General features: G+C 65.9%; 27 protein-coding genes and 1 tRNA gene. 14 read left to right on the forward strand and 14 right to left on the reverse strand.

Features of this window, described 5'->3' with window-relative positions; translation table 11 throughout:
• The first annotated feature begins 2 nt into the window (after positions 1 to 2).
• Together AC1MCA_RS15795 and AC1MCA_RS15800 are read left to right on the forward strand one after the other, a co-directional pair.
• Complete coding sequence (locus AC1MCA_RS15795) at positions 3 to 1,070, forward strand: UDP-N-acetylmuramate dehydrogenase (RefSeq protein ID WP_479799030.1); 1,068 nt, start codon at positions 3 to 5, stop codon at positions 1,068 to 1,070.
• An 86-nt stretch (positions 1,071 to 1,156) separates the two neighbouring features.
• Entirely contained in the window at positions 1,157 to 2,245 is a 1,089-nt protein-coding gene (locus tag AC1MCA_RS15800; RefSeq protein ID WP_479799031.1) for a winged helix DNA-binding domain-containing protein, read from the forward strand.
• A gap of 107 nt (positions 2,246 to 2,352) precedes the next feature.
• Here AC1MCA_RS15800 and asd read toward each other — a convergent pair whose 3' ends face one another.
• From asd to AC1MCA_RS15840, 8 genes are all read right to left on the reverse strand, one after another.
• The gene (gene asd, locus AC1MCA_RS15805) at positions 2,353 to 3,483 is read right to left on the reverse strand and encodes an aspartate-semialdehyde dehydrogenase (protein WP_479799032.1); all 1,131 of its coding nucleotides are present in this window, start codon (positions 3,481 to 3,483) and stop codon (positions 2,353 to 2,355) included.
• Between the two features lie 111 nt (positions 3,484 to 3,594).
• Entirely contained in the window at positions 3,595 to 3,813 is a 219-nt protein-coding gene (locus AC1MCA_RS15810) for an NF038396 family protein (protein WP_440151119.1), read from the reverse strand.
• Between the two features lies 1 nt (position 3,814).
• On the reverse strand, positions 3,815 to 4,399 hold the full coding sequence (locus tag AC1MCA_RS15815; protein WP_479799035.1) for a dihydrofolate reductase: 585 nt from the start codon (positions 4,397 to 4,399) through the stop codon (positions 3,815 to 3,817).
• Positions 4,396 to 5,199: a thymidylate synthase gene (locus AC1MCA_RS15820; protein WP_108600214.1), complete on the reverse strand. Its 804-nt coding sequence runs from the start codon at positions 5,197 to 5,199 to the stop codon at positions 4,396 to 4,398. The genes AC1MCA_RS15815 and AC1MCA_RS15820 overlap by 4 nt, the downstream gene beginning before the upstream one ends.
• Positions 5,200 to 5,241: 42 nt before the next feature.
• On the reverse strand, positions 5,242 to 6,210 hold the full coding sequence (locus AC1MCA_RS15825) for an NUDIX hydrolase (protein WP_479799037.1): 969 nt from the start codon (positions 6,208 to 6,210) through the stop codon (positions 5,242 to 5,244).
• A 10-nt stretch (positions 6,211 to 6,220) separates the two neighbouring features.
• Positions 6,221 to 8,470 carry an RNA degradosome polyphosphate kinase gene (locus AC1MCA_RS15830; RefSeq protein ID WP_479799039.1) on the reverse strand — a complete coding sequence of 750 codons (2,250 nt, stop codon included), beginning with the start codon at positions 8,468 to 8,470 and terminating at the stop codon, positions 6,221 to 6,223.
• Positions 8,471 to 8,619: 149 nt separating this feature from the next.
• The gene (mshD, locus tag AC1MCA_RS15835) at positions 8,620 to 9,615 is read right to left on the reverse strand and encodes a mycothiol synthase (protein WP_479799041.1); all 996 of its coding nucleotides are present in this window, start codon (positions 9,613 to 9,615) and stop codon (positions 8,620 to 8,622) included.
• 217 nt (positions 9,616 to 9,832) lie between these two features.
• Positions 9,833 to 10,531 (reverse strand): winged helix-turn-helix transcriptional regulator, encoded by a 699-nt coding sequence (locus AC1MCA_RS15840; protein ID WP_108597271.1) that lies wholly within the window; start codon positions 10,529 to 10,531, stop codon positions 9,833 to 9,835.
• 344 nt (positions 10,532 to 10,875) lie between these two features.
• On the opposite strand from AC1MCA_RS15840, the gene AC1MCA_RS15845 reads away from it, so the two are divergent.
• The 6 genes from AC1MCA_RS15845 (at position 10,876) to AC1MCA_RS15870 (ending at position 16,328) form a co-directional block, all read left to right on the forward strand.
• The gene (locus AC1MCA_RS15845; RefSeq protein WP_479799043.1) at positions 10,876 to 11,640 is read left to right on the forward strand and encodes a permease; all 765 of its coding nucleotides are present in this window, start codon (positions 10,876 to 10,878) and stop codon (positions 11,638 to 11,640) included.
• 168 nt (positions 11,641 to 11,808) lie between these two features.
• A complete protein-coding gene (locus AC1MCA_RS15850) occupies positions 11,809 to 12,417 on the forward strand; it encodes a nitrobindin family protein (protein ID WP_479799045.1) in 609 nt (202 codons plus the stop codon).
• A 16-nt stretch (positions 12,418 to 12,433) separates the two neighbouring features.
• The gene (locus AC1MCA_RS15855; protein ID WP_479799047.1) at positions 12,434 to 13,156 is read left to right on the forward strand and encodes a flavodoxin family protein; all 723 of its coding nucleotides are present in this window, start codon (positions 12,434 to 12,436) and stop codon (positions 13,154 to 13,156) included.
• A gap of 69 nt (positions 13,157 to 13,225) precedes the next feature.
• Positions 13,226 to 14,308 (forward strand): CAF17-like 4Fe-4S cluster assembly/insertion protein YgfZ, encoded by a 1,083-nt coding sequence (gene ygfZ / locus AC1MCA_RS15860; RefSeq protein WP_479799049.1) that lies wholly within the window; start codon positions 13,226 to 13,228, stop codon positions 14,306 to 14,308.
• On the forward strand, positions 14,308 to 14,733 hold the full coding sequence (locus AC1MCA_RS15865; protein ID WP_479799051.1) for an ankyrin repeat domain-containing protein: 426 nt from the start codon (positions 14,308 to 14,310) through the stop codon (positions 14,731 to 14,733). The genes ygfZ and AC1MCA_RS15865 overlap by 1 nt, the downstream gene beginning before the upstream one ends.
• An 83-nt stretch (positions 14,734 to 14,816) precedes the next feature.
• A complete protein-coding gene (locus tag AC1MCA_RS15870; RefSeq protein ID WP_479799054.1) occupies positions 14,817 to 16,328 on the forward strand; it encodes a DHA2 family efflux MFS transporter permease subunit in 1,512 nt (503 codons plus the stop codon).
• On the opposite strand, the gene AC1MCA_RS15875 is transcribed toward AC1MCA_RS15870, so the two are convergent.
• The 5 genes from AC1MCA_RS15875 to AC1MCA_RS15895 form a co-directional block, all read right to left on the reverse strand.
• Positions 16,329 to 17,060, reverse strand: a complete 732-nt coding sequence (locus AC1MCA_RS15875; protein ID WP_479799056.1) for a GNAT family N-acetyltransferase — start codon at positions 17,058 to 17,060, stop codon at positions 16,329 to 16,331.
• A gap of 27 nt (positions 17,061 to 17,087) precedes the next feature.
• Entirely contained in the window at positions 17,088 to 18,113 is a 1,026-nt protein-coding gene (locus AC1MCA_RS15880) for an ATP-dependent 6-phosphofructokinase (RefSeq protein ID WP_479799057.1), read from the reverse strand.
• A gap of 162 nt (positions 18,114 to 18,275) precedes the next feature.
• A complete protein-coding gene (locus AC1MCA_RS15885; protein WP_108599747.1) occupies positions 18,276 to 18,533 on the reverse strand; it encodes a PspC domain-containing protein in 258 nt (85 codons plus the stop codon).
• Positions 18,534 to 18,536: 3 nt separating this feature from the next.
• Complete coding sequence (locus AC1MCA_RS15890; RefSeq protein ID WP_479799059.1) at positions 18,537 to 18,878, reverse strand: hypothetical protein; 342 nt, start codon at positions 18,876 to 18,878, stop codon at positions 18,537 to 18,539.
• Between the two features lies 1 nt (position 18,879).
• The gene (locus tag AC1MCA_RS15895) at positions 18,880 to 20,472 is read right to left on the reverse strand and encodes a PspC domain-containing protein (RefSeq protein ID WP_479799061.1); all 1,593 of its coding nucleotides are present in this window, start codon (positions 20,470 to 20,472) and stop codon (positions 18,880 to 18,882) included.
• Positions 20,473 to 20,596: 124 nt separating this feature from the next.
• On the opposite strand from AC1MCA_RS15895, the gene AC1MCA_RS15900 reads away from it, so the two are divergent.
• Together AC1MCA_RS15900 and AC1MCA_RS15905 are read left to right on the forward strand one after the other, a co-directional pair.
• Positions 20,597 to 22,045 carry an ATP-binding protein gene (locus AC1MCA_RS15900; RefSeq protein ID WP_479799063.1) on the forward strand — a complete coding sequence of 483 codons (1,449 nt, stop codon included), beginning with the start codon at positions 20,597 to 20,599 and terminating at the stop codon, positions 22,043 to 22,045.
• Positions 22,042 to 22,728 carry a LuxR C-terminal-related transcriptional regulator gene (locus AC1MCA_RS15905; RefSeq protein ID WP_479799065.1) on the forward strand — a complete coding sequence of 229 codons (687 nt, stop codon included), beginning with the start codon at positions 22,042 to 22,044 and terminating at the stop codon, positions 22,726 to 22,728. The genes AC1MCA_RS15900 and AC1MCA_RS15905 overlap by 4 nt, the downstream gene beginning before the upstream one ends.
• Before the next feature lie 122 nt (positions 22,729 to 22,850).
• On the opposite strand, the gene AC1MCA_RS15910 is transcribed toward AC1MCA_RS15905, so the two are convergent.
• Positions 22,851 to 24,068, reverse strand: coding sequence for a pyridoxal phosphate-dependent aminotransferase (locus AC1MCA_RS15910; protein WP_479799067.1), 1,218 nt, complete (start codon positions 24,066 to 24,068; stop codon positions 22,851 to 22,853).
• A gap of 274 nt (positions 24,069 to 24,342) precedes the next feature.
• Here AC1MCA_RS15910 and AC1MCA_RS15915 point away from each other — a divergent pair.
• The 4 genes from AC1MCA_RS15915 to rplK all read left to right on the forward strand — a co-directional run bounded on the left by AC1MCA_RS15915 (position 24,343) and on the right by rplK (position 26,334).
• Positions 24,343 to 24,415 (forward strand) — tRNA-Trp (locus tag AC1MCA_RS15915).
• Positions 24,416 to 24,496: 81 nt separating this feature from the next.
• Positions 24,497 to 24,781, forward strand: coding sequence for a preprotein translocase subunit SecE (secE, locus tag AC1MCA_RS15920; protein ID WP_108599514.1), 285 nt, complete (start codon positions 24,497 to 24,499; stop codon positions 24,779 to 24,781).
• A 121-nt stretch (positions 24,782 to 24,902) separates the two neighbouring features.
• A complete protein-coding gene (gene nusG, locus AC1MCA_RS15925; RefSeq protein ID WP_479799069.1) occupies positions 24,903 to 25,772 on the forward strand; it encodes a transcription termination/antitermination protein NusG in 870 nt (289 codons plus the stop codon).
• Between the two features lie 130 nt (positions 25,773 to 25,902).
• Complete coding sequence (rplK, locus tag AC1MCA_RS15930) at positions 25,903 to 26,334, forward strand: 50S ribosomal protein L11 (RefSeq protein ID WP_024365990.1); 432 nt, start codon at positions 25,903 to 25,905, stop codon at positions 26,332 to 26,334.
• The last annotated feature ends 44 nt before the right edge of the window (positions 26,335 to 26,378 follow it).

The following is a 26,378-nucleotide window of genomic DNA, read 5'->3' on the forward strand; positions in this document are numbered from 1 at the left end:
CGGTGACCCAAACACTGCTCTCCCACCTGACCACGTCCGCCGTTGGAGGCCCTGCCGGGACGTTCATCGAGGCCCGGACCGAGGCGGAGATCATCGACGCCGTCCGTTCCGCCGATGCAGCGGCCGAGCCGGTGCTGATCATCGGCGGCGGGTCCAACCTGTTGATTTCCGACGACGGGTTCCCCGGAACCGTGGTCAAAATCGCCTCTGAAGGGTTCACCGTCAACGCCGAAGACTCCTGCGGCGGCCTTGCCGTGGTGGTGCAGGCAGGTCACAACTGGGACGCCCTGGTGGAACACGCGGTCCTGCACGCCTGGTCCGGCATCGAGGCGCTGGCCGGAATCCCGGGCCTGACCGGAGCCACGCCCGTCCAGAACGTTGGTGCCTACGGTTCCGAAGTCTCCCAGACCATCGCGGCCGTGCGAACGTGGGACCGGACACGGAACGCCGTGCAGACCTTCACCAACTCGGAGCTGAAGTTCGGGTACCGGGATTCCATCCTCAAGCAGACCACCGTCAACGGCTCACCCCGCTACGTGGTGCTCACCGTGGAGTTCCAGCTGCCGCTGGGCCGGATGAGCGCCCCCATCCGCTACGCCGAACTGGCACGCTCGCTGGGCGTGGAACAGGGCCAGCGTGCCTACGCCAACGATGTCCGCCGCGAAGTGCTGCGGCTGCGCACCTCCAAAGGCATGGTGTGGGATGCGGCGGACCGGGACACGTATTCCACCGGCTCGTTCTTCACGAACCCCATCGTTCCTGCGGACGTGGCGGCAGGCCTGCCGGAGGCCGCGCCCAAGTACCCTGCCGGTGAAGACGGGCTGGTCAAGCTGTCCGCCGCCTGGCTCATCGATCAGGCCGGATTCGGCAAAGGCTATGGGCTGGAGGATTCCAGCGCGTCCGGCGGGCGGGCTTCCCTCTCCACCAAACACTCCCTGGCCATCACCAACCGGGGCTCAGCCAGCGCCAAGGACATCCTGGCGATCGCACGCGAGGTGCGGGCCGGCGTCGTCGAACGGTTTGGCATTGAGCTGCACCCGGAACCGCTGCTGATCGGCCTGACGCTCTAACGACGACGGCGGCGGCGGCGACGGCGGCGAGCGGCGGCCACGGCAGGCTTAGGGGCAGGTTTCTGGCGGAAGAGGAAGTGGGCGGCATGCGCATCAACCGGAAGCTCATGGGCCGGCTCCGTCTCGCTTCCCAAGGGCTTCTTGGTCCCGGGCTGGGCTCGGTTCCGGAAGCTGTCCGATGGATGACGGCCTCGCAGGCGCAGGACCTGCAGGCGGCGCTGTGGGCGGTGGGTCTGCGGGTCCCGGGATCTGGTCTGGGCGATGTCCGGGCAGCACTGGACAACGGCAGTGTGGTCCGGTCCTGGCCAATGCGCGGGACGCTGCACCTGGTGGCACCCGAGGACCTTCGGTGGATGCTGGACCTCACCGCCGAACGCCTCACCCGCAGCATTGCCGGCAGGCACCGCGAGCTGGACATCGCGTGGACGGACATCGAAAAGTGCCGTGACGCCGCCCTGGAGCAGCTGGCGGGCGGCATCGCTTTGAGCAGGGCGGAACTCTTCGCCGTCTTTGAGGCGGCAGGCCAGCCAACTACCGGCCAGCGCGGGATCCATATCCTGGGAACGTTGTGCCGGCACGCCTGGCTGGTCCAGGGGCCCCTATCCGGGAACCAGCAGCTGATGGTGGCCTTCGATGACTGGATCCCGGAATCGCGCGCACTTGAGGGGCAGGAAGCGATCGCCGAGTTCGTGCTGCGCTATTTCCGGAGCCACGGCCCGGCTACCCTGCGTGACTTCGCCTGGTGGACCCAGCTTCCGTTGACCGAAGTAAGGGCAGCATTTGAACAGGTCAGGGGCCAGCTGGTGGAGCTGGAGTTCGGCGGTTCCAGCTATTGGGTGTCGCCGGAGACGGCGGCCCTGCTCGACGACGGCGTGCCGGGCCAGCGCTCGGTCCACCTGCTCCCGGGCTTCGACGAGTTCCTGCTCGGCTACCAGGACCGGAGCCTCGTCCTGGCGCCGGAGCACGCCAACAGGATCGTCCCGGGCGGCAATGGAGTGTTCAAGAAAACCGTAGTGGCGGGGGGAGAGGTGATCGGCACGTGGGCCCGCGAAGGCACCGGCCGGAGCGCCGCCGTCGTGCCTGTACTGTTCGACGACGCGGGGCACTTGGGAGCCGGCGCGCAGGCTGCCTTCACCAAAGCCGCCCGCCGCTACCTCGCCTTCCTCAACTCCTGACGCCTTCCTCACCACCTGACAAAAAGCAACGCGGGGTCACTTAATGCCCTCCCGCGGGTGCGGATCGGGCGGTAAGTGACCCCGCGTTGCTGTGTTGCCGGCGGGCGTTACAGGTTCCCGGTGGCGATGTTGAGCATGCGGCGCAGCGGCTCGGCTGCACCCCAGAGGAGCTGGTCGCCCACGGTGAAGGCGCTGATGTACTGCGGGCCCATCTCCATCTTGCGGATACGGCCCACGGGGATGTCCAGGGTGCCGGACGCGGCTACGGGGGTCAGCCCGGCCATGGAGGCTTCCTTGGTGTTCGGAATGACCTTGGCCCACTCGTTGTCATCAGCGAGCAGCTTCTCGATCTCGGCCACGGAGAGGTCCTCGCGGAGCTTTAACGTCAACGCCTGCGAGTGGGAGCGCATGGCGCCGATCCGGATGCAGAGCCCGTCCATGATCACGTGGTTCTCGTCGCAGGTGCCCAGGATCTTGTTGGTCTCAACCCCGGCCTTCCACTCTTCCTTGGACTGTCCGTTGCCCAGGTCCGCGTCGATCCAGGGGATCAGCGAGCCGGCCAGCGGCACGCCGAACTGGGTGGCGTCGATGCTGGTGCGCTGGTGGGCAAGGACCTTGCGGTCAATTTCGAGAATGGCCGACGCCGGGTCGTCCAGTTCCGAGCTGACCTCGGCGTTGAGCGTGCCGAACTGGCTGAGCAGTTCGCGCATGTGCCGGGCGCCGCCGCCGGAGGCCGCCTGGTAGGTCATGGAGGTGCCCCACTCGACGAGGCCGTTCTTGAACAGCCCGCCCAGGCCCATCAGCATGCAGGACACAGTGCAGTTGCCGCCGATGAAGTCCTTGGTGCCGTTGACCAGGCCCTTGTCGATGACATCGCGGTTGATCGGGTCCAGCACGATGATCGAGTCGTCATTCATGCGCAGCGTGGAGGCGGCGTCGATCCAGAGGCCGTCCCAGCCGCGGCCGCGAAGCTCGGCGTGGACGCGCTTGGTGTAGTCCCCGCCCTGGGCGGTGACAATAATCGGCAGCTTCGCCAGGGTGTCGACGTCGAACGCATCCTCGAGCGTGCCGGCACCGTCAGCAAACGACGGCGCGGCACCCCCAGCGTTGGAGGTGGAGAAAAATACCGGGTTGATGTTGGCGAAGTCGCCCTCGTCCTGCATGCGCTGCATCAGGACGGAGCCGACCATGCCGCGCCATCCGACCAGGCCGACGGAGGGGGTAGCTGCTGTAGTCATTCGTACAGTTTAGACTTCGGAACCGGCAGGGCGCAGTCGGTTACGTCACGCCGCCGGCCGGGTTGGGTATCTGCGTACGACGGCGGCACGCGCAACCGCCGCGAAAGGGCGTCAGCTGCGGTCGGACTCCTCCAGCACGGCAGCTTTGCGCGCGCGCAACGCGAAGAACGCACCGAAGGCGAAGACCTGCGTCACCACCACCAGCACGATGGCGCCGGCGATTTTGTTGCCGCCCAGGATCATGGTCAGTCCGACGATCGCGGACAGGAGCGCCAGCAGGGGCAGCAGCATGTAGCCCAGGACGAACAGTGTTTCCGGTTTTTTCAGCATCTCAGCCCTGCGTCCTGACCCATTTGGTAAACCTGTAGCGTGTTCCGTTGGCTGCCGTCAGCCAGCCGTCCGGCGGTACCGAGGAGGCCGCCTCCCAGGTTTCATCGAGCTCCGGCGCGTAGGTGTCGCCGTCGGCTTCCACGTCGATGGTGGTCACCACTGCGACGTTGGCGAGATCGGTGGACTGGCGGAAGACTTCGCCGCCGCCCAGGATCCAGACCGTCTCGCCGCCGTCGACGAACTGGGACTCCAGGAGCGCGTCATCCAGGGAGGGGACCACGACGGCGCCCTCCGCCTCAGGCGTCCCACCCCAGTTTTTCTGCCGGGTGATGACGATGTTGGTCCGGTCGGGGAGGGGCCGGTACTTGGCGGGAAAGGACAGCCAGGTCTTCCGGCCCATGATGACGGGGTGCCCCTTGGTGAGCCGGCTGAAGTGTGCAAGGTCCTCCGGCAGGTTCCACGGCATGGCGCCGTCCTTGCCGATCACGCCGCCGGAGGTCTGGGCCCACACGAGGCCGACGCCGGTCGCTGACGCGGCGATCTCCGCTGTAAAGGCCTGGGGGTCTGCGGTGTTCTCGGTGCTCATACGGCGATCGGAGCCTTAATCGTGGGGTGGTGACGGTAGTTCAGCACTTCGAAGTCTTCGAGGGTGTAGTCGAAGATCGACTCCGGCTTCCGGGTGATCCTCAGCTGCGGGTAGTCGTACGGTTCACGGTCCAGCTGCTTGAGGACCTGGTCCATGTGGTTTTCGTAGATGTGGACATCTCCGCCGGTCCAGACGAATTCGCCCGGTTCCAGGCCGACCTGCTGCGCGATCATGCATGTGAGCAGCGCATAGGACGCGATGTTGAACGGCACACCGAGGAACATGTCCGCTGAGCGCTGGTACAGCTGGCAGGAGAGCTTGCCGTCTGCCACGTAGAACTGGAAGAACGCATGGCAGGGGGGAAGTGCCATGTCCTGGAGTTCAGAGACGTTCCACGCGGACACAATATGCCGGCGGGAGTCAGGGTTGGACTTCAGGTTCTCCACCAGTTCGGCGATCTGGTCGATGTGGCCGCCGTCAGGCGTGGGCCAGTTGCGCCACTGGACGCCATATACGGGCCCGAGTTCACCGTCCACGTCAGCCCATTCGTTCCAGATGGTGACGCCCTGATCCTGCATCCACTTCACATTGGAATCGCCGCGGAGGAACCAGAGCAGCTCCACCGCGACGGACTTGAAGTGCACGCGCTTGGTGGTGATCAGCGGGAAGCCCGTGGCCAGGTCGAAGCGGATCTGACGGCCGAAAACGCTGGTGGTGCCGGTGCCCGTGCGGTCTGATTTGTGCGTCCCATGGGCCAGAACGTCGCGGAGAAGGTCTTCATAAGGCGTCGGTATGCTCACGTCTCAAGTCTACCGGCGAGGACACGGAACCCTCGGAAGGCCCTAGTCATCAAACGGTTTGAACTGCTCCACCGCCACGATCCGGTTCTTCCGGCCCACCGCCACATGGCAGACCAGCATCTCTCCGGGCGTCAGGTACGGGTCAGAGGAGGGCAGGAGGGTCCGCAGCCGCGGCGACATGTGTTTGCCCAACTGGCTGAGGACGGTGGGCAGGGCAGGCCGGTGCGTGCAGACGGCGACGGCCTGCTGCTTTTCCAGCAAGGAGGCGATCACCGATGCCGTTTTCTTGGGCGTCCTGGCGTGACGGTGTTCGGTCAGCGCATCCACGAGTTTGACCTTCGCTCCCGATGCCCTCGAATAGGGAGCCACCGTGGACACACAGCGCCGCCAGGGGCTGGTGACCACACGCGGCGGCCACCAGGCCTGCAGCAGCCGGCCCACCGCCTGCGCCTGCCTGATGCCGGTGGCCGCCAAGGGGCGTTCACCCTCGGCTTTGGACCAGGACGAGCGCGGCTTGGCCTTCGCATGCCGCACCACAATAAACGGCCAGGTTTCGAGTTCGCCTTTTTGATGGGCGGCCTTGAGGTGCTCCAGGGGAACGACGTCGGACGGGTTGGACAGCAGTGCGGCTGCCTTTTCCGGCGCGCACCACATGATGCTGTCCACTTCCTTGCCGTCCGGCAGGAGCCGGGCGCCGTTGGCGTGGACGGCCCAGTAATGGACTACCTTCAGCCCGGACGCCACGTGATAGTGGATGGGCGGCAGGGGGATTCCGAGGGCAGCGGACAACCCGATCTCCTCCTGGACCTCACGCGCCGCGCACTCAGGAAGGGTCTCGCCGTCGTCGATCTTGCCTTTGGGCCATGACCAGTCGTCGTACCGGGGCCGGTGGATCAGGAGGACCTCAAGCCCGTTCGAATTGACGCGCCAGGGCACAGCCCCCGCGGCCACAACCGCGACCGCCTCACCGGGATGGTCTGTCTGGTCTGCTGCCAGGGTGTCGCTTGCCAACGCCGCAGCCCTACCGCCGGCTCAGCGTGCGCTGGCGGGGGCGCGATGCGAGCAGCCAGGACTGGATGTCATCCAGCGGGGTGCCGTCATCCGCAATGTGGTGGCGCGCCCACAGGCCCTGGTTGTCAAGGTGCCAGCTGGCCGTCTCCGGATCCATGTACCGCCGCAGGAGGTCAAGGACGTAGGTGATGTCGTCGGCATTGGACAGCTGGACCAGGGCTTCAACCCGGCGGTCCAGGTTCCGGTGCATCATGTCGGCCGAGCCGATGTAGACCACCGGGTCCCCGCCGTTGGCGAACGCGAACACCCGCGAGTGCTCCAGGAAACGGCCCAGCACCGAACGCACGGTGATGTTCTCGCTGAGGCCCGGAACGCCCGGACGCAGGGAGCAGATGCCGCGGACAATGATATCCACCATCACGCCGGCCTGGGACGCGCGGTAGAGGGAGTCGATGATTGCCTCGTCCACCATGGAGTTGACCTTGATCTGGACCCTTGCGGCCACTCCGGCGCGGGCGTTGCGGATCTCGGTCTCGATGCGGTCGATCAGCCCCGACCGGACAGAGCGGGGAGCCACCAGCAGGCGTTTGAACGTGGACTTCGGCGCGTAGCCGGAAAGCTGGTTGAAGAGCTTGGAAAGATCCTCGCCCACCTGCTCGTTGGCCGTCAGCAGGCCCAGGTCCTCGTAATAGCGCGCGGTGCGGGGGTGGTAGTTGCCGGTACCGATATGGCAGTAGCGGCGAAGGCCGTCCACCTCCTGGCGGACCACGAGCGAGAGCTTGCAGTGCGTCTTCAGGCCCACGATCCCGTACACCACATGGACGCCGGCCTGTTCGAGCTTGCGCGCCCAGGAGATGTTGGCCTGCTCATCGAACCTGGCCTTGATCTCCACGAGCGCCAGCACCTGCTTGCCGGCCTCGGCGGCGTCGATCAGGGCGTCAACGATGGGGGAGTCACCGGAGGTCCGGTACAGGGTCTGCTTGATCGCCTGGACCTTGGGGTCAGCGGCGGCCTGTTCCAGGAACGCCTGCACCGACGTGGAGAAGGAGTCATAGGGGTGGTGCAGCAGGATGTCGCGGCGGCGCATGGCCGAGAAGACATTGGCGGCCTTGGAGGTCTCGGACTCGTTGAGGTACCGGGACGTGTGCGGCATGTGCTTGGGATAGTGCAGATCGGCCCGGTCAATGCCGGCAATGACCGAGAGCCCGCGGAGGTCCAGCGGAGCCGGGAGCGAGTACACCTCGGACTCTTCCACACCGAGCTCGCGGATCAGCAGGGCCCGGATGTTGGGGTTGATGTCGTTGGTTACCTCAAGGCGGACGGGAGGGCCGAACCGGCGGCGCAGCAGTTCCTTCTCCAGGGCCTGGAGGAGGTTCTCGGCGTCGTCCTCTTCCACTTCCAGGTCCTCGTTGCGGGTGACGCGGAAGATGTGGTGCTCCAGGACCTCCATCCCGGCAAAGAGCTTGTCCAGGTGGACGGCAATGACTTCTTCAAGGGCGATGAAACGCGCCACCCTGCCCGCCACGGCGCCGGCCCGGGGGCCGTCGATGGAGATCAGGCGGGGCAGCTGGTCCGGAACCTTGACGCGGGCGAACAGCTCCTTATCGCTGACGGGGTTGCGTACCACCACGGCCAGGTTCAGCGATAGGCCCGAGATATAGGGGAAGGGGTGTGCCGGGTCCACGGCCAACGGCGTCAGGATCGGGAAGACCTTTTCGGCGAACATGGCACTGAGCTGCTGCTTGGCGGCGTCGTCCAGTTCATCCCAGTGCATCAGGTGGATGTGCTCGTAGGCGAGGGCCGGGCGGATCTGCTCCGCATAGACCTGGGCATGGCGCTGCTGGAGGCGGTGGGCTTCGTCGCCGATCTCTTCCAGCACTTCCACTGGGCTGAGTCCGGCGGGGGAAGGCACAGCCAGGCCGGTGGCGATGCGGCGCTTCAGGCCTGCCACCCGGACCATAAAGAACTCGTCCAGGTTGGACGCAAAGATGGAGAGGAAAGCAACGCGCTCCAGCAGGTGGAGTGTGGGATCCTCCGCGAGTTCCAGGACCCGGGAGTTGAACGCGAGCCAGCTCAGTTCCCGGTCCAGGAACCGGTCAGGCCGGATGTCACCTTCGGGGACGAGGTTGGGGGCGAACTCGGGGATGTCGATCCGGTCCTGTGTTGCGCGCGACGCCGGGACTTCGGATGAGCCGAAGCGTGCCCGCACTGGCACTGAAGCGCCCTTGGACGTGACTGTTCCGGCGGGTTCCGGTTTCATGGTCTCTCCTTGTTGGCTGGCGCTTTTACCTGGGCGCGTGGTGCTGGCCTGCTGCCTGCGCGGTTCTCTACCAACCTTACAATCAATCGCCGGTATGAAGCCTTGAATTCACGCCCATACAAAGGTGTTCATCCGGCGAGTGGGCTAACTCAGGGGGCTTGCTCCAGCCCAGGCTGGACCGCGGCCAGGGGCCCGTACATCACGTCCATGTCCCAGCGCGTAAAGCCCAGGCCACGGTAGAGCGAAACGGCGGCGGCATTGTCGGCGTCCGTGTAGAGCATCACCGCGTGCAGGCCGAGGTTCTGCAGGTACCTGATTCCGGCGACCGTGAGGGCCTTGCCCAGGCCCATGCCCTGCGCCGCGGGGGTCACGCCCACCGCATAGACCTCGCCGATGGCCGGGTGACCGCCGTGGCGCGGGTGCACCTTGGTCCAGTGGAATCCCAGCAGCCCGCCGTCGGCGTCCACAGCCAGGAGGAAACCTGCCGGATCGAACCAGTCCTCCGCCATCCGGGCTTCCAGGTCCGCCCGGGTCATGGAGCCCTGCTCGGGATGGTGGGCAAACGCGGCACGGTTTGCCGCCAGCCAGTTGTCCTCGTCCTGGCCCGGAACGAACGCGCGCAAGGTCACGCCGTCCGGGAGGCCGGCGTCGGGAAGTTCCGCCGTGGCGGTGGTCAGCCGCATCTTCCACAGTTCGCGCACAGGCCCGAAGCCGTACCGTGCGGCGAGGTCCGCCGCCGCCTCGTGGTTGCCGTGGGACCAGGCCCTCAGCCCGTCCAGGCCGCGATCGGCTTTCAGCGCGCCCACCAGCCGGTCCGCAACACCCTGGTTCCGGTAGCTGGGGTGGACGGCGATTTCCAGCACGCCGCTGCCGTCCGGTTCCCCGACCACCACCGCGAACCCTGCCAGGTCCTGGCCGGAGGAGGGGTCCGAGTCCTCGTCCGGGGCGTAGAGGGCAAGGGTCAGGAGAGGGTGTCCAGCCGTATCGCCGGCACGGAGCATGATCACTGTCTGCTCGGACAGTGAGGGGTTGCCGTCGGATTCCTCGGCGGCCGCGAGGAGCGCCAGGCAGTCCTTCAGCAGTTGGTCGTCCACGCCGCCGTGGACAACGAGGACGGGCCATTTTTCCGGATGCGCAGGACTCATGAGGCTAGGCTATACGCCCCGGCCGGAGGCGGCCGATTTTGTGGCCGGCGGGATCCGCCCGTATAGTCGTTATCTCACCCGGCAGAACCGGCCGGGAACGAGGGGGATCCACCAGTGGGGTGGCCTCGATACGTTCGACCCGTATGTCCTCCACAGATCAAAGCAACAGCCCCGGACCAATGGTCCGGGGCTGTTGCTTTCTGCAATCACTGTGGCGTCAGGCCTCGGTCAGTTCGTCTTCCTGCTGCCGGACCAGGGTCAGGCGGTAGCCGACGTTGCGGACCGTGCTGATCAGGTTCTCATGGTCGGCGCCGAGTTTTGCGCGCAGGCGCCGCACATGGACGTCCACGGTGCGGGTGCCGCCGTAGTAGTCGTAGCCCCACACTTCGGTGAGCAGCTGCTGGCGGGTGAATACGCGGCCGGGGTGCTGGGCCAGGTACTTGAGGAGTTCGAATTCCTTGAACGTCAGGTTCAGGGGAGCGCCGTTGACGCGGGCGGTGTAGCTCGCTTCGTCGATGACGACGCCGGCCGCGCGGATTTCGCTGGGCGTCTCGTCCTTGTCCGGGACGGCACGGGCTACCGAAAGGCGGATCCGGGCCTCCACCTCGGCAGGCCCGGCCGAATCGAGCACGATGTCATCCACGGCCCAGGCCGAGGAAACAGCTGCCATGCCGCCCTCGGTCAGGATCAGGACCAGGGGAGCGCTGAGGCCTGTGGCTTTCAGAAGCTGCGTCAGGGAGCGGGCGCCGACCAGGTCTTTGCGGGCATCCAGCAGGACAATATCGCAGGGGTCTGTCTCGAGCAGGGCGGTGGGCTCGGCGGCGAGGATATGCACGCGGTGGTTCAGCAATTCGAGGGCAGGCAGAATGTCTACCGATGAGCCGGTGCTGTTCGTCAAGAGCAGGATGTGCGACATTGTTCCTCCATGGGGCGTCCGCGCATCTTTGGGCGACTGAACCGGGTTTTCACCGGCCGGTACTGTCTCACTGCTGCTGTCTGGACCGGGTAAGGATCTATCCGGCCGGCAACCGTAGCAGGAAGCGTAGCTGAACTCTGAGTATACCTAACGGCACTTCCGCAGCCACGGATCCGGCCTTCAAAGACATTCGTTTTGCGACATATGAGGGTCACATAAGGCAGGATTGAGCCGTGGGGGCACCAGTCCCTGCCACCCGGGGCGGAGCCGCCCGGTCCAGAGCCAGCAGGGGAAGGCAACACAGTGAGCGCAGGGTCAAAGCCCCTCAGCCGGAGGGATTCCCTATGACCGCGGGGGTGCAGGCACCGGTCCGCCTGGGATCGTGGGTGATCGGCCTGGCCGGCATCGCGGGCCTGGTGGTGATCATCGCCGGCGTGTACCTCTCCCGTGAGGCGCTGACCGCCGTCGCCGTCGTCATTGCCTTGGCTGTGGGGGTCGGTTGGCCCCACTTCCTGCGGATTCCGGCTAAAAAGACCCTCGCTGCCGTGATCGGCCTGCCGGGCGCGGGTGCTGCCCTGGCGGCCAGTTTCGTTCCGGCCCCCGGCTACCTTGACTGGACCCCCGGCTTCATTGCCCTGGGCATGATGGCGGTCTTTGTGGTGCAGCTGATCCGCGGCACCGGCCAGGCGCAGCGGCTGGAATCCACGCTGGGGTGTTGTGCCGGAGTCCTCCTCTCCTGCCTTGGTTCGGGCTGGATCGCCGGTGCCCGGTTCACCGGCGTGAAGGAAATGCTGCTGGTGGCGGCCATCAGCGCCGCGGTGGCGCTCCTCGCAGGTCTCATCCGCTGGCCGGACAGCATCATCGCGCCCCTGGGCATCGTCCTTGCAGGGCTCGCAGGCCCGCTCGCCGGGCTGGTGTTTTCTGACATTGAGGTCTTGCCTGCAGCGATCTTCGGCGTGGTGGTGGGGGCCGTGCTGGTCAGTTTCCGCAGGCTCGTCACACTTCGGGGCGGTCCGCTGAATCTTCTGGCGGCGCTTAGTATGGGCCTTGCGCCCGTCTCGGCGGTGGGTTCGTTGGCTTACTTCATAGACAAACTACTCATTTACTAAGCGTTAGGATGGCATCATGTCCGTACTTGCATTTGAAATCTTTTTCCTTGTCCTGCTCGGCGTCGCCAGCCTGGCCATGGCCTGGTTCGCCGGCTTTGTGGTGTACCGCCTGTTCAAAGGCCAGAAGTAAATTCTTTCCGGAACCAGCTGTTTCCAGAGGTAGTTACTGTGCCGATTGAGATACCAACCGACCTGACCCCCGAACTCGTTCCGCTTTCCTGGCTCATTGGTGAGTGGGAAGGCCGCGGCCGCCTTGGCAGCGGCGACGAGGACTCCGAGCACTTCATGCAGCACGTGTCCTTTACGCACAACGGACTGCCGTACCTGCAGTACCGCGCCGAAAGCTGGCTGACGGACGACGACGGCATGCGGCTCCGGCCGCTCACCGTCGAGACCGGCTTCTGGGCACTTGAGCGCAAGCAGTTGGAAGGCGACGGCGGCCCGGGCCTTGTCCCCGGCGACATCGTCCCGGTGCTGAAGAGTGCCGACGACGTCGAGGAACTCCGCAACAAAGACGGCGGATTCGACATCTCCGTATCCATCGCCCACCCCGGCGGGATCTCGGAGCTGTACTACGGCCAGATCAAAGGCCCGCAGATCCAGCTCACCACCGACATGGTGATGCGCGGCAGCCACTCCAAGGACTACAGTGCCGCTACCCGGATCTTCGGCCTGGTGGACGGCAACCTGCTGTGGCGCTGGGACGTAGCCTCGGGTGCCCAGCCGGGCAAGGGCCTGGAGGCCCACGCATCAGCGGTCCTGAAAAAGGTTTCCTGACCAAGGGAGTATCACTGTGGATCAGACCAGGAACACCTCGGATTACAGCGGCCTCAAGGCGCTGTTCTTCAACGGGACCCTGAAGAGATCCCCGGAAACGTCAAACACGGACGGCCTGATCAATATCAGCAGGCTCCTGATGGAAAAGCAGGGCGTCAGCACCAAGGTCATCCGCACCGTTGACCACGACATCGCCAGCGGTGTCTACCCGGACATGACCGAATACGGCTGGGCCACCGACGCATGGCCGGACCTCTACCCCGCCGTCCAGGAAGCGGACATCGTGGTGCTGGCCGGGCCGATCTGGCTCGGTGACAACTCCTCGCAGACCAAAAAACTCATCGAGCGGCTCTATGCCCACTCGGGCCAGCTGAACAGCAAAGGGCAATGGGCGTTCTACCCCAAGGTGGGCGGCTGCCTCATCACGGGCAATGAGGACGGCATCAAGCATTGCGCCAGCAACGTCCTCTACAGCCTCCAGCACATCGGTTTCACCATCCCGCCACAGGCGGACGCCGGGTGGATCGGGCCAGTAGGCCCGGGTCCGAGCTACCTCGACGAAGGATCGGGCGGCCCCGAATCCGATTTCACCAACCGGAACACCACCTTCATGACGTGGAACCTGCTCCATCTCGCCCGCATCCTCAAAAGCGCGGGCGGCATCCCGGCCTACGGCAACCTGCCCGAGGAATGGAAAGCCGGCACACGCTTTGATTTCGAAAACCCGGAGTACCGCTAAACCCAGCAGGGATTCCCGGGGTTCTGCGGGCACCGGAATACACACTGACAAAAGGACGTTGGCCCCAGTATGACTACTCACAGCCCTCTGCTGTCGCGCCCTGGCGCCGTTGAAGGAGCCGGCGCTGACGCCGGCGTCGCCTCCCACTATGGTGAGCCGCTGCGGGAGCAACGCGCATTGGCAGCCGGCACCGCCGTCGTCGACCTTTCCCACCGTGGAGTAGTGACCGTAACAGGCCCGGACCGGCTGACCTGGCTGAACACCCTGTCCTCGCAACAGGTCACCGGACTTCAGCCCGGCGAGTCCAGCGAACTGCTGCTCCTCAGCGTCCAGGGACGCATCGAGTTCGACGCGCGGGTGATCGACGACGGCGGGACCACCTGGCTGATTGTCGAGGCCGCCGAAGCTGCGCCGCTGGCTGAGTGGCTCAACAAAATGAAGTTCATGCTCCGCGTCGAGATCTTAGACGTCTCCGCGGACTGGGCCGTCATCGGCTCCACCAAGGCTGTGCCCGAATGGTCCGCATTGCCCGTTTGGCAGGACCCGTGGCCGCACGTCGGCGCCGGCGGCTACTCCTACGCTGTGGTTCCGGAGGACAGGCACCCCGGGTTGGAGCGCCCGTGGTTTGAATACCTTGTCCCGGCAGCCCAGCTGGAGCAAACTGTTGGCGGCCGCCCCCTCGCCGGGACTTTGGCCGCCGAAGCGCTGCGGATCGCGGCCTGGCGGCCCCGGCTCGGCGCGGAAACGGACGACAAAACCATCCCGCACGAACTGGACCTGCTGCGGACGGCCGTGCACCTGGCCAAGGGCTGCTACAAGGGCCAGGAAACCATTGCCCGGGTGCACAACCTCGGACACCCGCCGCGGCGCCTGGTATTCCTCCAGCTGGACGGCTCCCAGCACACCATGCCCATGCCGGGGAACCCGGTGATGCTTGGCGAGCGCAAGGTCGGCGTGGTGACCTCCGTGGCCCAGCACTATGAGATGGGCCCGGTAGCCCTGGCTGTCATTAAGCGGTCCGTGGCACCTGATGAAATACTGACCGTCATGGACGGCGAGGAACCGTATACCGCCGTTCAGGAAGTGATTGTTGCTCCCGACGCCGGCCAGGTGGTGGGACGCCAGACCGGATTCCTCAGGGGGACACACTGATGACAGAAAACGCCGCGCCGGGCCCGGACACATCCGGCGCACCCGACGCTCCCGACGACGAGGCCGTGGCACTCGCCCACCGGCTCTTCCAGGCCGCCCGCGACGGCGATACCGCCCTCCTGCGCAGCTACCTTGAGGCCGGCGCGCCTGCCACCATGACCAACGCTGCCGGCGATTCCCTGCTGATGCTGGCCGCGTACCACGGCCATGCGGAGACGGTGCAGCTGCTGATCCAGCACGGGGGAGAAGCCAACACCGCCAACGACCGCGGGCAGACCCCGCTGGCCGGTGCCGCCTTCAAGGGCTACGCCGATGTGGCCCGCGTGCTGCTGGACGCCGGAGCAGACCCGGACGCCGGCGCACCCTCGGCCCGCGCCGCTGCCCAGATGTTTGCCCGCACCGAGATCCTCGACCTCCTCGGATAGTCCGGACACTGTCCGGGCCGACCCGCCGCCGTCGGACAGTTTGGCCGGGACAGCCGGCAGCCCACAACCCGCTAAGGAAATCCGTGGAAAACGTAGCAAGGCCGTGGCCTGCCCTCTGGTCCCTGGTCATCGGCTTCTTTATGATCCTGATCGACACCACCATCGTCTCGGTGGCCAACCCCAGCATCATGGAAGGCCTGGGCACGGACATCAACGCGGTGATCTGGGTGACCAGCGCCTACCTTCTGGCCTACGCCGTGCCGCTCCTCATCACCGGACGCCTCGGTGACCGGTTCGGACCCAAGAAGCTCTACCTCGCGGGCCTGGTGGTGTTCACCCTCGCCTCGCTGTGGTGCGGGCTCGCCGGCGATATCCGGACCCTCATCCTCGCCAGGGTCCTCCAGGGCCTTGGTGCGGCCATCATGACGCCGCAGACCATGGCCGTGATCACCCGCATCTTCCCGCCGGACCGCCGCGGCGCCGCCATGGGTCTTTGGGGAGCCACCGCCGGATTGGCCACCCTGGTGGGGCCCATCCTCGGCGGCGTCCTGGTGGACAGCCTGGGCTGGGAATGGATCTTCTTCATCAACGTACCGGTGGGCATCGTGGGCTTCATCCTCGCCTGGCGCTTCGTCCCGTCCCTCAGCACCCACCCGCACAAATTCGATATCCCGGGCGTCCTGCTCAGCGCCGTCGGCCTCTTCCTGCTGGTGTTCGGCATCCAGGAGGGCGAAACCTACAACTGGGGCACCATCGTCGGCCCCATCAGTGTCTGGGGCCTCATCATCGCCGGAATCGTGGTGCTCACGGCGTTCATCGTCTGGCAGCGCTTCAACAAGGGTGAGCCGCTGCTGCCGCTGGACCTGTTCCGGGACCGCAACTTCTCGCTGGCGAATATTGGCATCACCACGGTCGGGTTCACCGTAACGGCATTCGCGCTGCCGCTGATTTTCTACTACCAGATGGTCCGCGGCATGACCCCTACCCAGTCGGCGCTCATGATGGTGCCTATGGCCCTGATCTCCGGCGGCCTTGCGCCGGTGGTGGGCAAGATCATAGACCGCGTGAACCCGAAGTACATCGCCGCGGGCGGGCTGGTGTTGATGGCCGTGGCGTTGTTCTGGAACTCAGCCCTGATGCACCCGGACACTCCCATCCTGCTCTTCCTCCTGCCTAGCGCCGTCCTGGGGTTTGCCAACGCCGGCATCTGGGCGCCCCTGAGCTCCACGGCCACCCGCAACCTGCCGCCGCGCCAGGCGGGCGCCGGGTCCGGGGTTTACAACACCACCCGGCAGATCGGCGCGGTGCTCGGCAGTGCTGCGGTTGCTGTGCTGATCCAGGCAAGGCTCGCGGCCGAGCTCCCGGCCTCCGGGCCCGGCGCGGAGGGCCCCGCCATGACCGGACGGCTGCCCGATGCCCTCCACGAAGGATTTTCGACGGCGATGGGCCAGTCCATACTGCTCCCCGCCTGTGTGATCCTGATCGGTGCTGCCGTGGCGCTGTTCTTCGCCAGGCCGCAGGCAGCCAACACCTGGAGTGGGCCTGCCCGGCCCACGGCTGGGGCTGAAGCGGGCAGCGCCACCCGCCAGGCGTAGCTACCCTTCGGTACCCCGGCCCAGGTGGACGCTGGTCTGGATTCCGCCCGCCGCCATGCCGAGCTTCCGCCCCAACGCCAGGGCGCCGGTGTTGCTGACTTCGGCGCGCCACTGGATGGTGAGGCCTGCCGCGAGGGCCTCGTGGGCAGCGATGGAGGCGGCCAGGGATCCCAGCCCGCGCCGCCGCCACTCAGGGTCCACCAGGACACCGAGGTGGCCCAGGAGCCCCTCCCACTCGGTGTAGGCGCCGCAGGCCACCGGGACCCGCCGGCCATCCACTTCATGAATGACCGTGTACCGGTTTTCGAGTTCGGAGAGCCCCACTTCATTGACGTCGTCCGGCGGGCACAGCCCCTCCAGCTCGATCGCTTCCGGGTTGCCATGGGAGACGGTCAGCTCTTCTGAGGGCTGTTTTAGCGGCAGGTCGTCGGCAAAGAACAGCGCCGCCGCCCCCAGGCCGTGACCGCCATGGGAGCGGGTCAGCGTCAGGAGGGTCACGTGGTGGGCCATCTCTTCGTCCGGAATGCCGGCAGCTGCGTCAATGACCCACTGCGGGCCAACCAGCGCCGAACTGCCGAACAGCCGGACGAACTCAACAGTCCTGACCGATTCGTCCGCCCGGACCGCCCGCTCGCCGGTTGCCAGCGACGCACCGAAGGCGTCGTCGTCGAGCCCCAGGTGCCGGGCCCAGGCGAGCTGGATGATGGCGGCGGAACCGGGGTCAAGAGTCATATGCCCAGCCTAGGGGGAGTGGGCTGCTCAGCCGAACAGGACAGCCGCTTCGTCGTACCGGTTCTGCGGCACGGTCTTCAGCTGTCCCAAAGCTTTCTCGAAGCCCACGTGTTCAATGTCGGTGCCCTTGAGCGCCACCATGGTGCCCCAGTAGCCTTCCACCACGGAGTCGATGGCCGCCATGCCCAGCCGCGTGGCCAGGACGCGGTCGAAGGCGGAGGGAACGCCGCCGCGCTGGATGTGGCCAAGGATGGTGGCGCGGGTTTCGATGCCGGTGCGGGCCTCGAGTTCGGGGGCGAGCTGGTCCGCGATGCCGCCCAGCCGGGGCCGCCCGAAGGTGTCCAGCCCGCGCTCGGAGTGGGGGGATTCCATGTGTTCGGGCACAAAGCCTTCGGCCACCACCACCAGGGGCGCGCGGCCGCGGTCGTGGGCTTCCTGCACCCACTCGGTGATCTGCTCGATGCTGACCTTCTGCTCGGGGATCAGGATGGCGTGTGCGCCAGCGGCCATGCCGGCGTGCAGGGCGATCCAGCCCACGTGCCGGCCCATGACCTCGGCGATCATGCAACGGTGGTGGGATTCGCCGGTGGTCCGGAGCCGGTCGATGGCCTCGGTGGCGATCTGGACGGCGGTGTCGAAACCGAAGGTGTAGTCCGTGGCATCAAGATCGTTGTCCACGGTCTTGGGGACACCCACGATCTTGAGGCCGACGTCGGTGAGCCGTTTGGCCGCGGCGAGGGTCCCTTCGCCGCCTATGGCGATGATGGCGTCGATGCCCAGCCTGTCCATGTGGGCTTTGATGACCTCGGGACCGCCGCCGTTTTCGAACGGGTTGGTGCGGGAGGTGCCCAGGATGGTGCCGCCCTGTTTGGCGATGCCGCGGACCATGGTGCGGGGGATCTCGATGATGTCCCCCTCCACGACGCCGCGCCAGCCATCGAGGAAACCTACGAATTCGTGGCCGTGGATGGCGATGCCCTTGAGGACGGCGCCGCGGATGACCGCGTTCAGTCCGGGGCAGTCGCCGCCGCTGGTGAGAATTCCAATTTTCATGTCTCGGCTCAAATCCTGGTTCAGTGGGTGTACAGGCAGAGCGCCACGCTGAGCTCACCTAGATTGTAGTGGCGGGTGTGGGGTACACCACAAACCGGTGACCGGTCCGTGGACAACCGCAAATGCCCCCGCCCGGTGGGGCGGAGGCATTTGAAGGTCAGGTCAGGGGCGGTCCAGGGACCGTCGGTCCAGGAAACCCTCCAACGGGATGGAGTTCCGCTGGTCCGGGAGGACGAGCCACGCAGCGATGTAGAAGACCACAGCCGGGCCGGGGAGAAGGCAGAAGAGCAGGAAAGCGATCCGGACAAACGCCACATCCACGTTGAGCTTCGCTGCGATGCCGCCGCAGACCCCGCCCAGCCAGCGGTCGGGCCCGCGTTTCAGGCCGAAGCCCCTGACGATGCTGAAGAATTTTTCCATGGTTCAAGACTTCCCTGTTGTTGATCCGTTGTCACGTTTCCGTGCCGAGAGGAGCCCGCCCACCACCAGCGCCGCGCCGGCTCCGATCATCAGGCCGATGAGTACGTAGGTGCCGTTGAGGGTGACGATTCCCAGCTGGCCGATGATGATCAGGGCGGCGAGGGCCACCACGATCAGCCCCCAGACCACGGTTCCCACCCTGGCCGACGGGGTCCCTGGCCCGTCACTGCGGTCCTGTGTCGAAGAGGCCGGAGTGTTCGCAGAAGCCGGAGTTTTCGCAGAGTAGGGATCCGAGGGTGTGGGATCGGGCCTGTACTGATCTGAATTTGAACTCATGCTGCTCATCTCAGTTGCCTTCCTGGATAGTGACGTTGCTGACAGTGCCGTCTATTTCGATGACCAGGTGCCTGCCCGGTTCGTTGGTGTTGTAGTTGCTTTCGCGGGTGGTGGTGCCGCCGCTGCGGCGGTTGCCACCCTCGTTGAGGTTGCCCAGCGTCATGTCCGCCCTGACGTCCACAGGAACGTCGTCAGGGATGACAACCGTGACATTGCTGGCGGTGATGTTCAGCGGAACCACGACGTCGGAGCTGAGCGGGGGATTGAGCTGCAGCTCGGTGAGGTCAACAGTTCCGTCGCCGGCAGTGATGTCGAGGCCTTCGGTGGCCTGTTCGATGTTCACGGGTGTCCAGTCAACCTGCTGGAAGCGGACCCTGTCCCCGTTGCCCACGACGTTGAAGATGCCGCCGGTGACCAGGGCCACCACCGCGAAGAAGCTCAGGATGCCCGCGGTGCGGCCGCGGATCCCGGAGAGGAGGATGCCCAGCCCGAGGACCGCCGCGGCACTCGCCCACACCACGGCGTTGGCCGAGTCGCCGAGGTCGATCACGTTTCCGGCGTCGAGGGCCTTGAGGCCGCCGCCCACCAGGAGGGCCGCACCTGCGCTGATGGCCACGGCGGGTGTGCCGGGACCGGCGGGCCGGTCTACGGGTTCGCGGGCCGGGCCGCGCGGCGGCTGGCCTCCACCGTAGGGTGTTCCGCCATAGGGTCCGCCGTAGGGCGGGCCGCCGTATGGGGTGCTCACCGAGGGGCCTCCCGTGTAGGGCGGGGTGGGGACTGAAGGATTGGCTGGCAAGTGTGGTGGGTTGCCCGCCGTCGTCGTATCCGCCAGGGAGTACGAGGGGCCGTACGGTGTGTGCGGGAAGCCGGCGGATCCTGCAGGGCCCGAACCTGCGGGGGTGCTGCCCGGCTGGGGCGCGTTGGTGTTCATGGGAGTTCCGTTCGTGGCGCTGTTGCGCTGGACCAGGTAGTAGATGAAGAGCCCCACTGCGCCCACCCAGAAGAGGGTCCACAGGAAGGGGCCGAAGCCGCGGTCGTTCCAGCCCCAGAAACCGCCGCCGAGGCCGGTGATGCCCAGGATGGTGGCTATCAGGGAGCCTGTCATGCCGCTGGACCACCGGCCTGCGCTGGCTTCCTGGACATGGATGCGTCCGTCCGGTTCCGGGAGGAATGCCCAGGCCACCCCGTAGAGGAGGACGCCGATTCCGGCGAAGATGGTCAGGACAATGAAGATGCCGCGGACAATCAACGGGTCCACGCCCATCCGGTAGGCGATGCCGCTGGATACGCCGCCGATCCACCTGTCGCGTCCGCGCACAATTCCGTGGCTGCGGATCCAGGGGAAGAAATCGGTCGGCTGGCCGGGTGCCTTCGCTCCCGTGTACTGGTTCGGGTAGGGGTCGTCGTGCTGGCTGGCGTAGGGGCCGGCGTACGGGCCGGAGGCTGTGGGCGGCGGGGTGCCGGGGCTTTCGCCCTGCTGGCTGCCCTCCGGAGTGTCCTGCGGCGTTGCAGGTGGGGGAGGCAGGAGAGGTTCTGTCGGCCGGGGCCGGGGGAGGGGCTCCGTGGGCTGGCCGTCATCGGGGGTGGGGGTCTGCGAGTTCATACTTCGATCCTCCGCTCCGGGGGCGTCCGGCTCTACTGGGGAACACCCTGATCCGCCCCTGAGATCCCCCCGGTTAGCGCCCGATCCGGGTCCGGGGAACCCTGATCCGTGCTTGGATTGATCCATGAACCCCGTCCTCACCCGGCCGCCCCTGGTGCGCAGCAGCGACCGCATCATTGCAGGCGTATGTGCCGGCCTGGCTGCCCATCTGGGCTGGCCGGTCAGGACAGTGCGGATTGCCATGGTTGTGATGTCGCTGGCCGGCGGTGCGGGCGTGGCGTTCTACGCCTGGCTCTGGATCATGGTGCCCACCGCCGATGAGAGCGCCCGCCGCAACGCCCGCCGCCCGGCGTCGGTCATTGCACCCGCCGTCAGCCAGGCTCCGGCCACCGTGGCGGGCCCGTGGATGGCGCCGTCTCCGCCGTTGTGGGGAAAGGCCGACGCCGGTGCTGCCGCGGGCGCTGCTGCCGGTCCTGCCGCGGGCGCGGCCGCCGGTGTCGCCGGCCCCGGCTCCGCCGAAGGGCCGTGGGCCGGGCCAGACTACCCGGGCGCGGTGCGTCAGCCGTGGTTTACGGTCCGCGGGATGCGTTACGGCAAGGAGATCCTCCTGGGTGCCGGGCTGCTCCTGGTCGCCGGCATCCTGATCGCCCAGCTCCTGGGTATCGATGTACCGCTGGGGACCCTGATTCCCGCCGCCGCAGTCCTTGGCGGTGCCTCCATTGCGTGGATGCAGCTGGATGAGACGCGCCGGGCCGGTCTCGTGGACAAGACCAAGGCCGATCAGGCCGGCGGCTGGGCGCGCCTCGCCGCGGGGCTGGCGCTGGTGGTTGCCGGCGTCCTGGTGATGGTGTCCGGCTCAGGGTCGTGGGAACAGACGTGGCTGGCCCTGCTGGCCTCGGTGGCGGTGCTCGGCGGAGTGGTGCTGGTCCTGCTGCCGTGGGCATTGAAATTCTGGCGCGAGCTGGAGGCGGAGCGGGCCGGCCGGGTCCGCGAGACGGAGCGGGCCGAGATCGCGGCCCATTTGCACGATTCCGTGCTGCAGACTCTGGCCCTGATCCAGCGCCGTGCCGGCAACGAGCATGATGTTGTCCGCCTCGCCAGGGCGCAGGAACGGGAACTCAGGGGCTGGCTGTTCCAGGATCCGGGCAAGGACGCCGGGCAACTCTCCGACCGCATCAAAGCGGTGGCTGCCGAGGTGGAAGACCTCCTCGGCAACGCCGTTGAGGTGGTCAGCGTGGGAGACACAGCCATGACCGAAGCCCACGAAGCCCTGGTCCAGGCCAGCCGTGAGGCCATGCTGAACGCCTCCCGGCACGGTGGCGGAGCTGTGTCCGTCTACCTCGAGGTCTCCGGCGACAATACCGAAATCTTCATCAAGGACCGTGGGCCCGGATTCGATTTGGAGGACGTTCCCGAAGACAGGCTGGGGGTCCGGGAGTCCATCATCGGCCGGATGCGGCGGCACGGCGGAGCCGCGTCCATCACCAGCACGCCCGGGGGCACCGAAGTCAGGCTTCGGATGCCGGCGGGGTTGCCGGGGGCACAGACTGCCAACGTGGAAGGGAAATCATGAGCAACGTGCAAGGGGGCGGAAACGGCCCGGTCCGGCCTGCGAGGTCGGTACGTGTGGTGATCGTGGATGACCACGCGATCTTCCGCTCCGGCCTCAAGGCCGATCTCGATGAGAGTATCCAGGTGGTAGGCGAGGCTGCCACCGTGGAGCAGGCCATCGCCGTGATCGCGGAGGAACGTCCGGAGGTGGTGCTTCTGGATGTGCACCTGCCAGGCGGCCTTGGCGGCGGCGGGCGGGAAGTCATAGCGGGTTCAGCGTCACTGCTGGCCACCACCAAATTCCTGGCGCTGAGTGTTTCTGACGCCGCCGAAGATGTGGTGGCAGTCATCCGTGCCGGAGCCCGCGGCTATGTCACCAAGACCATTTCCGGCGCCGAGATCACGGACGCCGTGTTCCGGGTGGCGGGCGGGGACGCCGTGTTTTCGCCACGCCTGGCAGGGTTTGTGCTCGATGCCTTCGGGACCGCGCCGGCCGATATAGCCGATGAACTGGACAAACTCTCCGCCCGCGAACTCGAGGTCATGCGCCTGATCGCCCGCGGCTACAGCTACAAGGAAGTTGCCAAGGAGCTGTTCATCAGCATCAAGACCGTGGAAACCCACGTCTCCGCGGTGCTCCGGAAGCTCCAGCTGTCCAGCAGGCACGAGCTGACCAAGTGGGCTGCCGAGCGCCGCCTCCTCTGAGCATCCGCCACCCCCCCAAACGCTCTCTCACTTAATGTCGCTTAACGACAAACGCTCTCTCACTTTCCTCAAGAAAGTGAGAGAGCGTCCGTGCATTTCCTGCATTCAGTGAGAGAGCGTGCCTACCGGGCCTTGCCGAGGAACTCCTGGAGCCGGGACACCCCGGTGGCGAGGTCGTCGTCGCCCAGGGCGTAGGAGAGCCTCAGGTAGCCGGAGGGGCCGAAGGCCTCGCCGGGCACAACCGCCACTTCCACCTCGTCGAGGATCAGGGCCGCCAGCTCAGCGGAGGTCGACGGCGTGGCGGTGCCTGCCGCCGTCGGGAATTCCTTCCCCAGCAGCCCGCGGACGTCCGCGTAGACGTAGAAGGCACCCTTCGGCGTCGGGCACTCCACGCCGTCAATGGCGTTGAGTCCTGCGACGATCGCCTTGCGGCGGCGGTCGAAGGCGACCTTCATTTCGTCGACGGCGGTCAGCGGGCCGGACACCGCAGCGAGGGCGGCGATCTGCATGATGTTGGAGACGTTCGAGGTGGCGTGCGACTGCAGGTTGGTGGCGGCCTTGATGACGTCCGCCGGGCCGATCATCCAGCCCACGCGCCAACCGGTCATGGCGTAGGTCTTGGCAACGCCGTTGAGGATTACCACTTTGTCACCCAGTTCCGGGGCCGCCGTGGCGATGGACGTGAAGGGCACGCCGTCGTAGGTCAGGTGCTCGTAGATCTCGTCGGTGACCACCCAGAGGCCCTTAGCGGCGGCCCATTTACCGATCTCAGCCACCTGCTCAGGCGAATACACTGCGCCTGTGGGATTGGACGGCGACACGAACAGCAGGACCTTGGTCCGATCGGTGACAGCGGCTTCCAACTGGTCCACCGTAACCAGGTACTCCTGCTCCGGGCCGGCGAAGACCTCAACGGGAACACCGCCGGCGAGCCGGATGGCCTCCGGGTAGGTGGTCCAGAACGGCGTGGGCATGATGACCTCGTCGCCCGGATCAAGCAGGGTGGCGAACGTGTTGTAGACGGCCTGTTTGCCGCCGTTGGTCACCAGCACCTGGGACGCCTCCGCAGCGTAACCGGAATCGCGCAGGGTCTTCTCGGCGATGGCTTTCTTGAGCTCGGGCAGGCCACCGGCGGGGGAGTAACGGTGGTACTTGGGCTGGCCCGCGGCCTCGATGGCGGCTTTGACGATGTACTCGGGGGTGGGGAAATCCGGCTCGCCGGCGCCGAATCCAATGACCGGACGCCCGGCTGCCTTCAGCGCCTTGGCCTTGGCGTCAACTGCCAGGGTTGCGGATTCGGCAATGGCGGATATGCGCTGGGAAACGCGGGCGGCAGACATGGCAGGTCCGTTCTTCGCTTGCAGCCCGAAGGCTGAATGGTGGAATTCGACGTGATCTACTCTATGCTGTTCAGCGGATCGTTCGGATTGCCGGCGTGGATGTGACTGCAGGTCAGGACAGCCATAAAGTGCAACACGAAGGGCCCGGAACGAGGCTGGTTCGACGTACACGTAGTTGTTGCGTAGACTGGTTCTCCGGTGTTGAAAACACGGATGATGGCGTGCGCCCCAGTGAAAGCTGACGGATAACGCATGATTCCGGTTTTTGATCCATAGGGTAGTGGCGCAATTGGTAGCGCAGCGGTCTCCAAAACCGCAGGTTGCAGGTTCGAGTCCTGTCTGCCCTGCGCAAGCTGCCCCGGCGTGAAGCCGGGGCACGCGCAGCAACCATGGTTCTGATCAGGACCGGGTAATCCAACATTGCAAAGATGAGTGAGGACCAGGTGACCGAAACAGCTGCCAGCAGCTCCAAGGGCCGCCCAGCTAAGAAGGCCGCCAAGGCAAACTTCTTCGCTCGCATTGCACTCTTCGTCCGCCAGGTCATCGGCGAACTGAAGAAGGTTGTCGCACCAACCCGCAAGGAACTGATCAATTACACGCTCGTGGTGCTGGTGTTCGTGGCCATCATGATGGTCATCGTCAGCCTGCTGGACATCGGTTTTGGATCCGTTGTCGGCTGGGTCTTCGGCGGGATTGCTCCCTGGGACCGCTAAGGGCGAATTGTCCGTAGGCCGTGTGGCCCCGATCCGGGTAACCGGAAAGGGAAGCCGCTTGGTGTGCGGAATTGAGCCATTTAAATAGGCATGTTAGGCAATGAAGGAAGCAGGAGACCAAGTGTCTGAGCAGGAGCTCGAGGAAACCGAGACTGAGCTGGAAGAGTCCACGGACAACACGGCTGAAGCCAGTGAAGAGTCCGAGGTTGAGTCCGCTGCGCCCGAATCCGCCGACGCCGATTCCGACGACGATTCTGACGCTGCCGCGGATGCCGCTGCAGAGGATGACGACTCAGAGAGCGACGCCGTTGACGGCGAACTTTCCGAGGACGATGCAGAAGCCGACGACGAGGATGCTGACGCTCTCGCCGCCGCGGCCGCAAAGGCTGAGGTAGACCCCGCCGACGAATTCAAGGCCAAACTGCGCCGCCAGGAGGGTGACTGGTACGTCATCCACTCCTACGCCGGTTACGAAAACCGCGTCAAGGCCAACCTTGAGACCCGCATCCAGACCCTGGACATGGAAGATTACATCTTCGAGATCCAGGTGCCCATGGAAGAGGTCGTTGAGATCAAGAACGCTCAGCGCAAGGTCATCAACCGCGTCCGCATCCCCGGCTACGTACTGGTCCGCATGGACCTGACGGATGCCTCCTGGGGCGCCGTCCGCCACACCCCCGGTGTCACCGGCTTCGTGGGCAACGCCCACAACCCCGTGCCGCTGCGCCTTGACGAAGTCTTCTCCATGCTGGCCCCGGTCTTCGAAGAAGAGCAGGCCGAAAAGGGCAAACCGGTCAAGCACGCTGCCGCCCCGATTGATGTCGACTTCGAGGTCGGCGAGTCGGTCATCGTCAAGGAAGGTCCGTTCGAGACCCTTCCGGCCACGATCTCCGAGATCAAGGTGGAATCCCAGACCCTCGTGGTCCTGGTGTCCATCTTCGAGCGCGAAACCCCGGTTACCCTGGCGTTCAACCAGGTCAGCAAGATCTAGTAACCAGCACAGAATTCGTTCCGGACTGCCCGCTTAGCAGCCCCGGAACGGCCGGCCGCCTCGCCATGGCGGCCAACAACCTGAGGCACGCTCCTGTGTCCCAGGAAGATATTGAGAGAAGGACCTTACATTGGCTCCCAAGAAGAAGGTCACCGGCCTCATCAAGCTGCAGATCCAGGCAGGCGCCGCTAACCCGGCCCCGCCGATCGGTCCTGCGCTTGGCCAGCACGGTGTCAACATCATGGAATTCTGCAAGGCGTACAACGCTGCCACAGAAGCCCAGCGCGGAAACGTCATCCCCGTGGAAATCACGGTTTACGAAGACCGTTCATTCACGTTCATCACCAAGACTCCGCCGGCCGCGGAGCTCATCAAGAAGGCTGCCGGCGTTGCCAAGGGTTCACCCACCCCGCACACCGTCAAGGTTGCCAAGCTGACCCAGGCCCAGGTCAACGAGATCGCCACCACCAAGATGGAAGACCTCAACGCCACCAGCCTCGAAGGCGCAGCGAAGATCATCGCCGGTACCGCCCGCTCCATGGGTATCACCGTCGAAGGCTAAACAGCCTTCCACCGCCGGGAAACCGGCACCACTGAAACATTGAA

Source organism: Arthrobacter sp. BK1, from assembly GCF_056680055.1.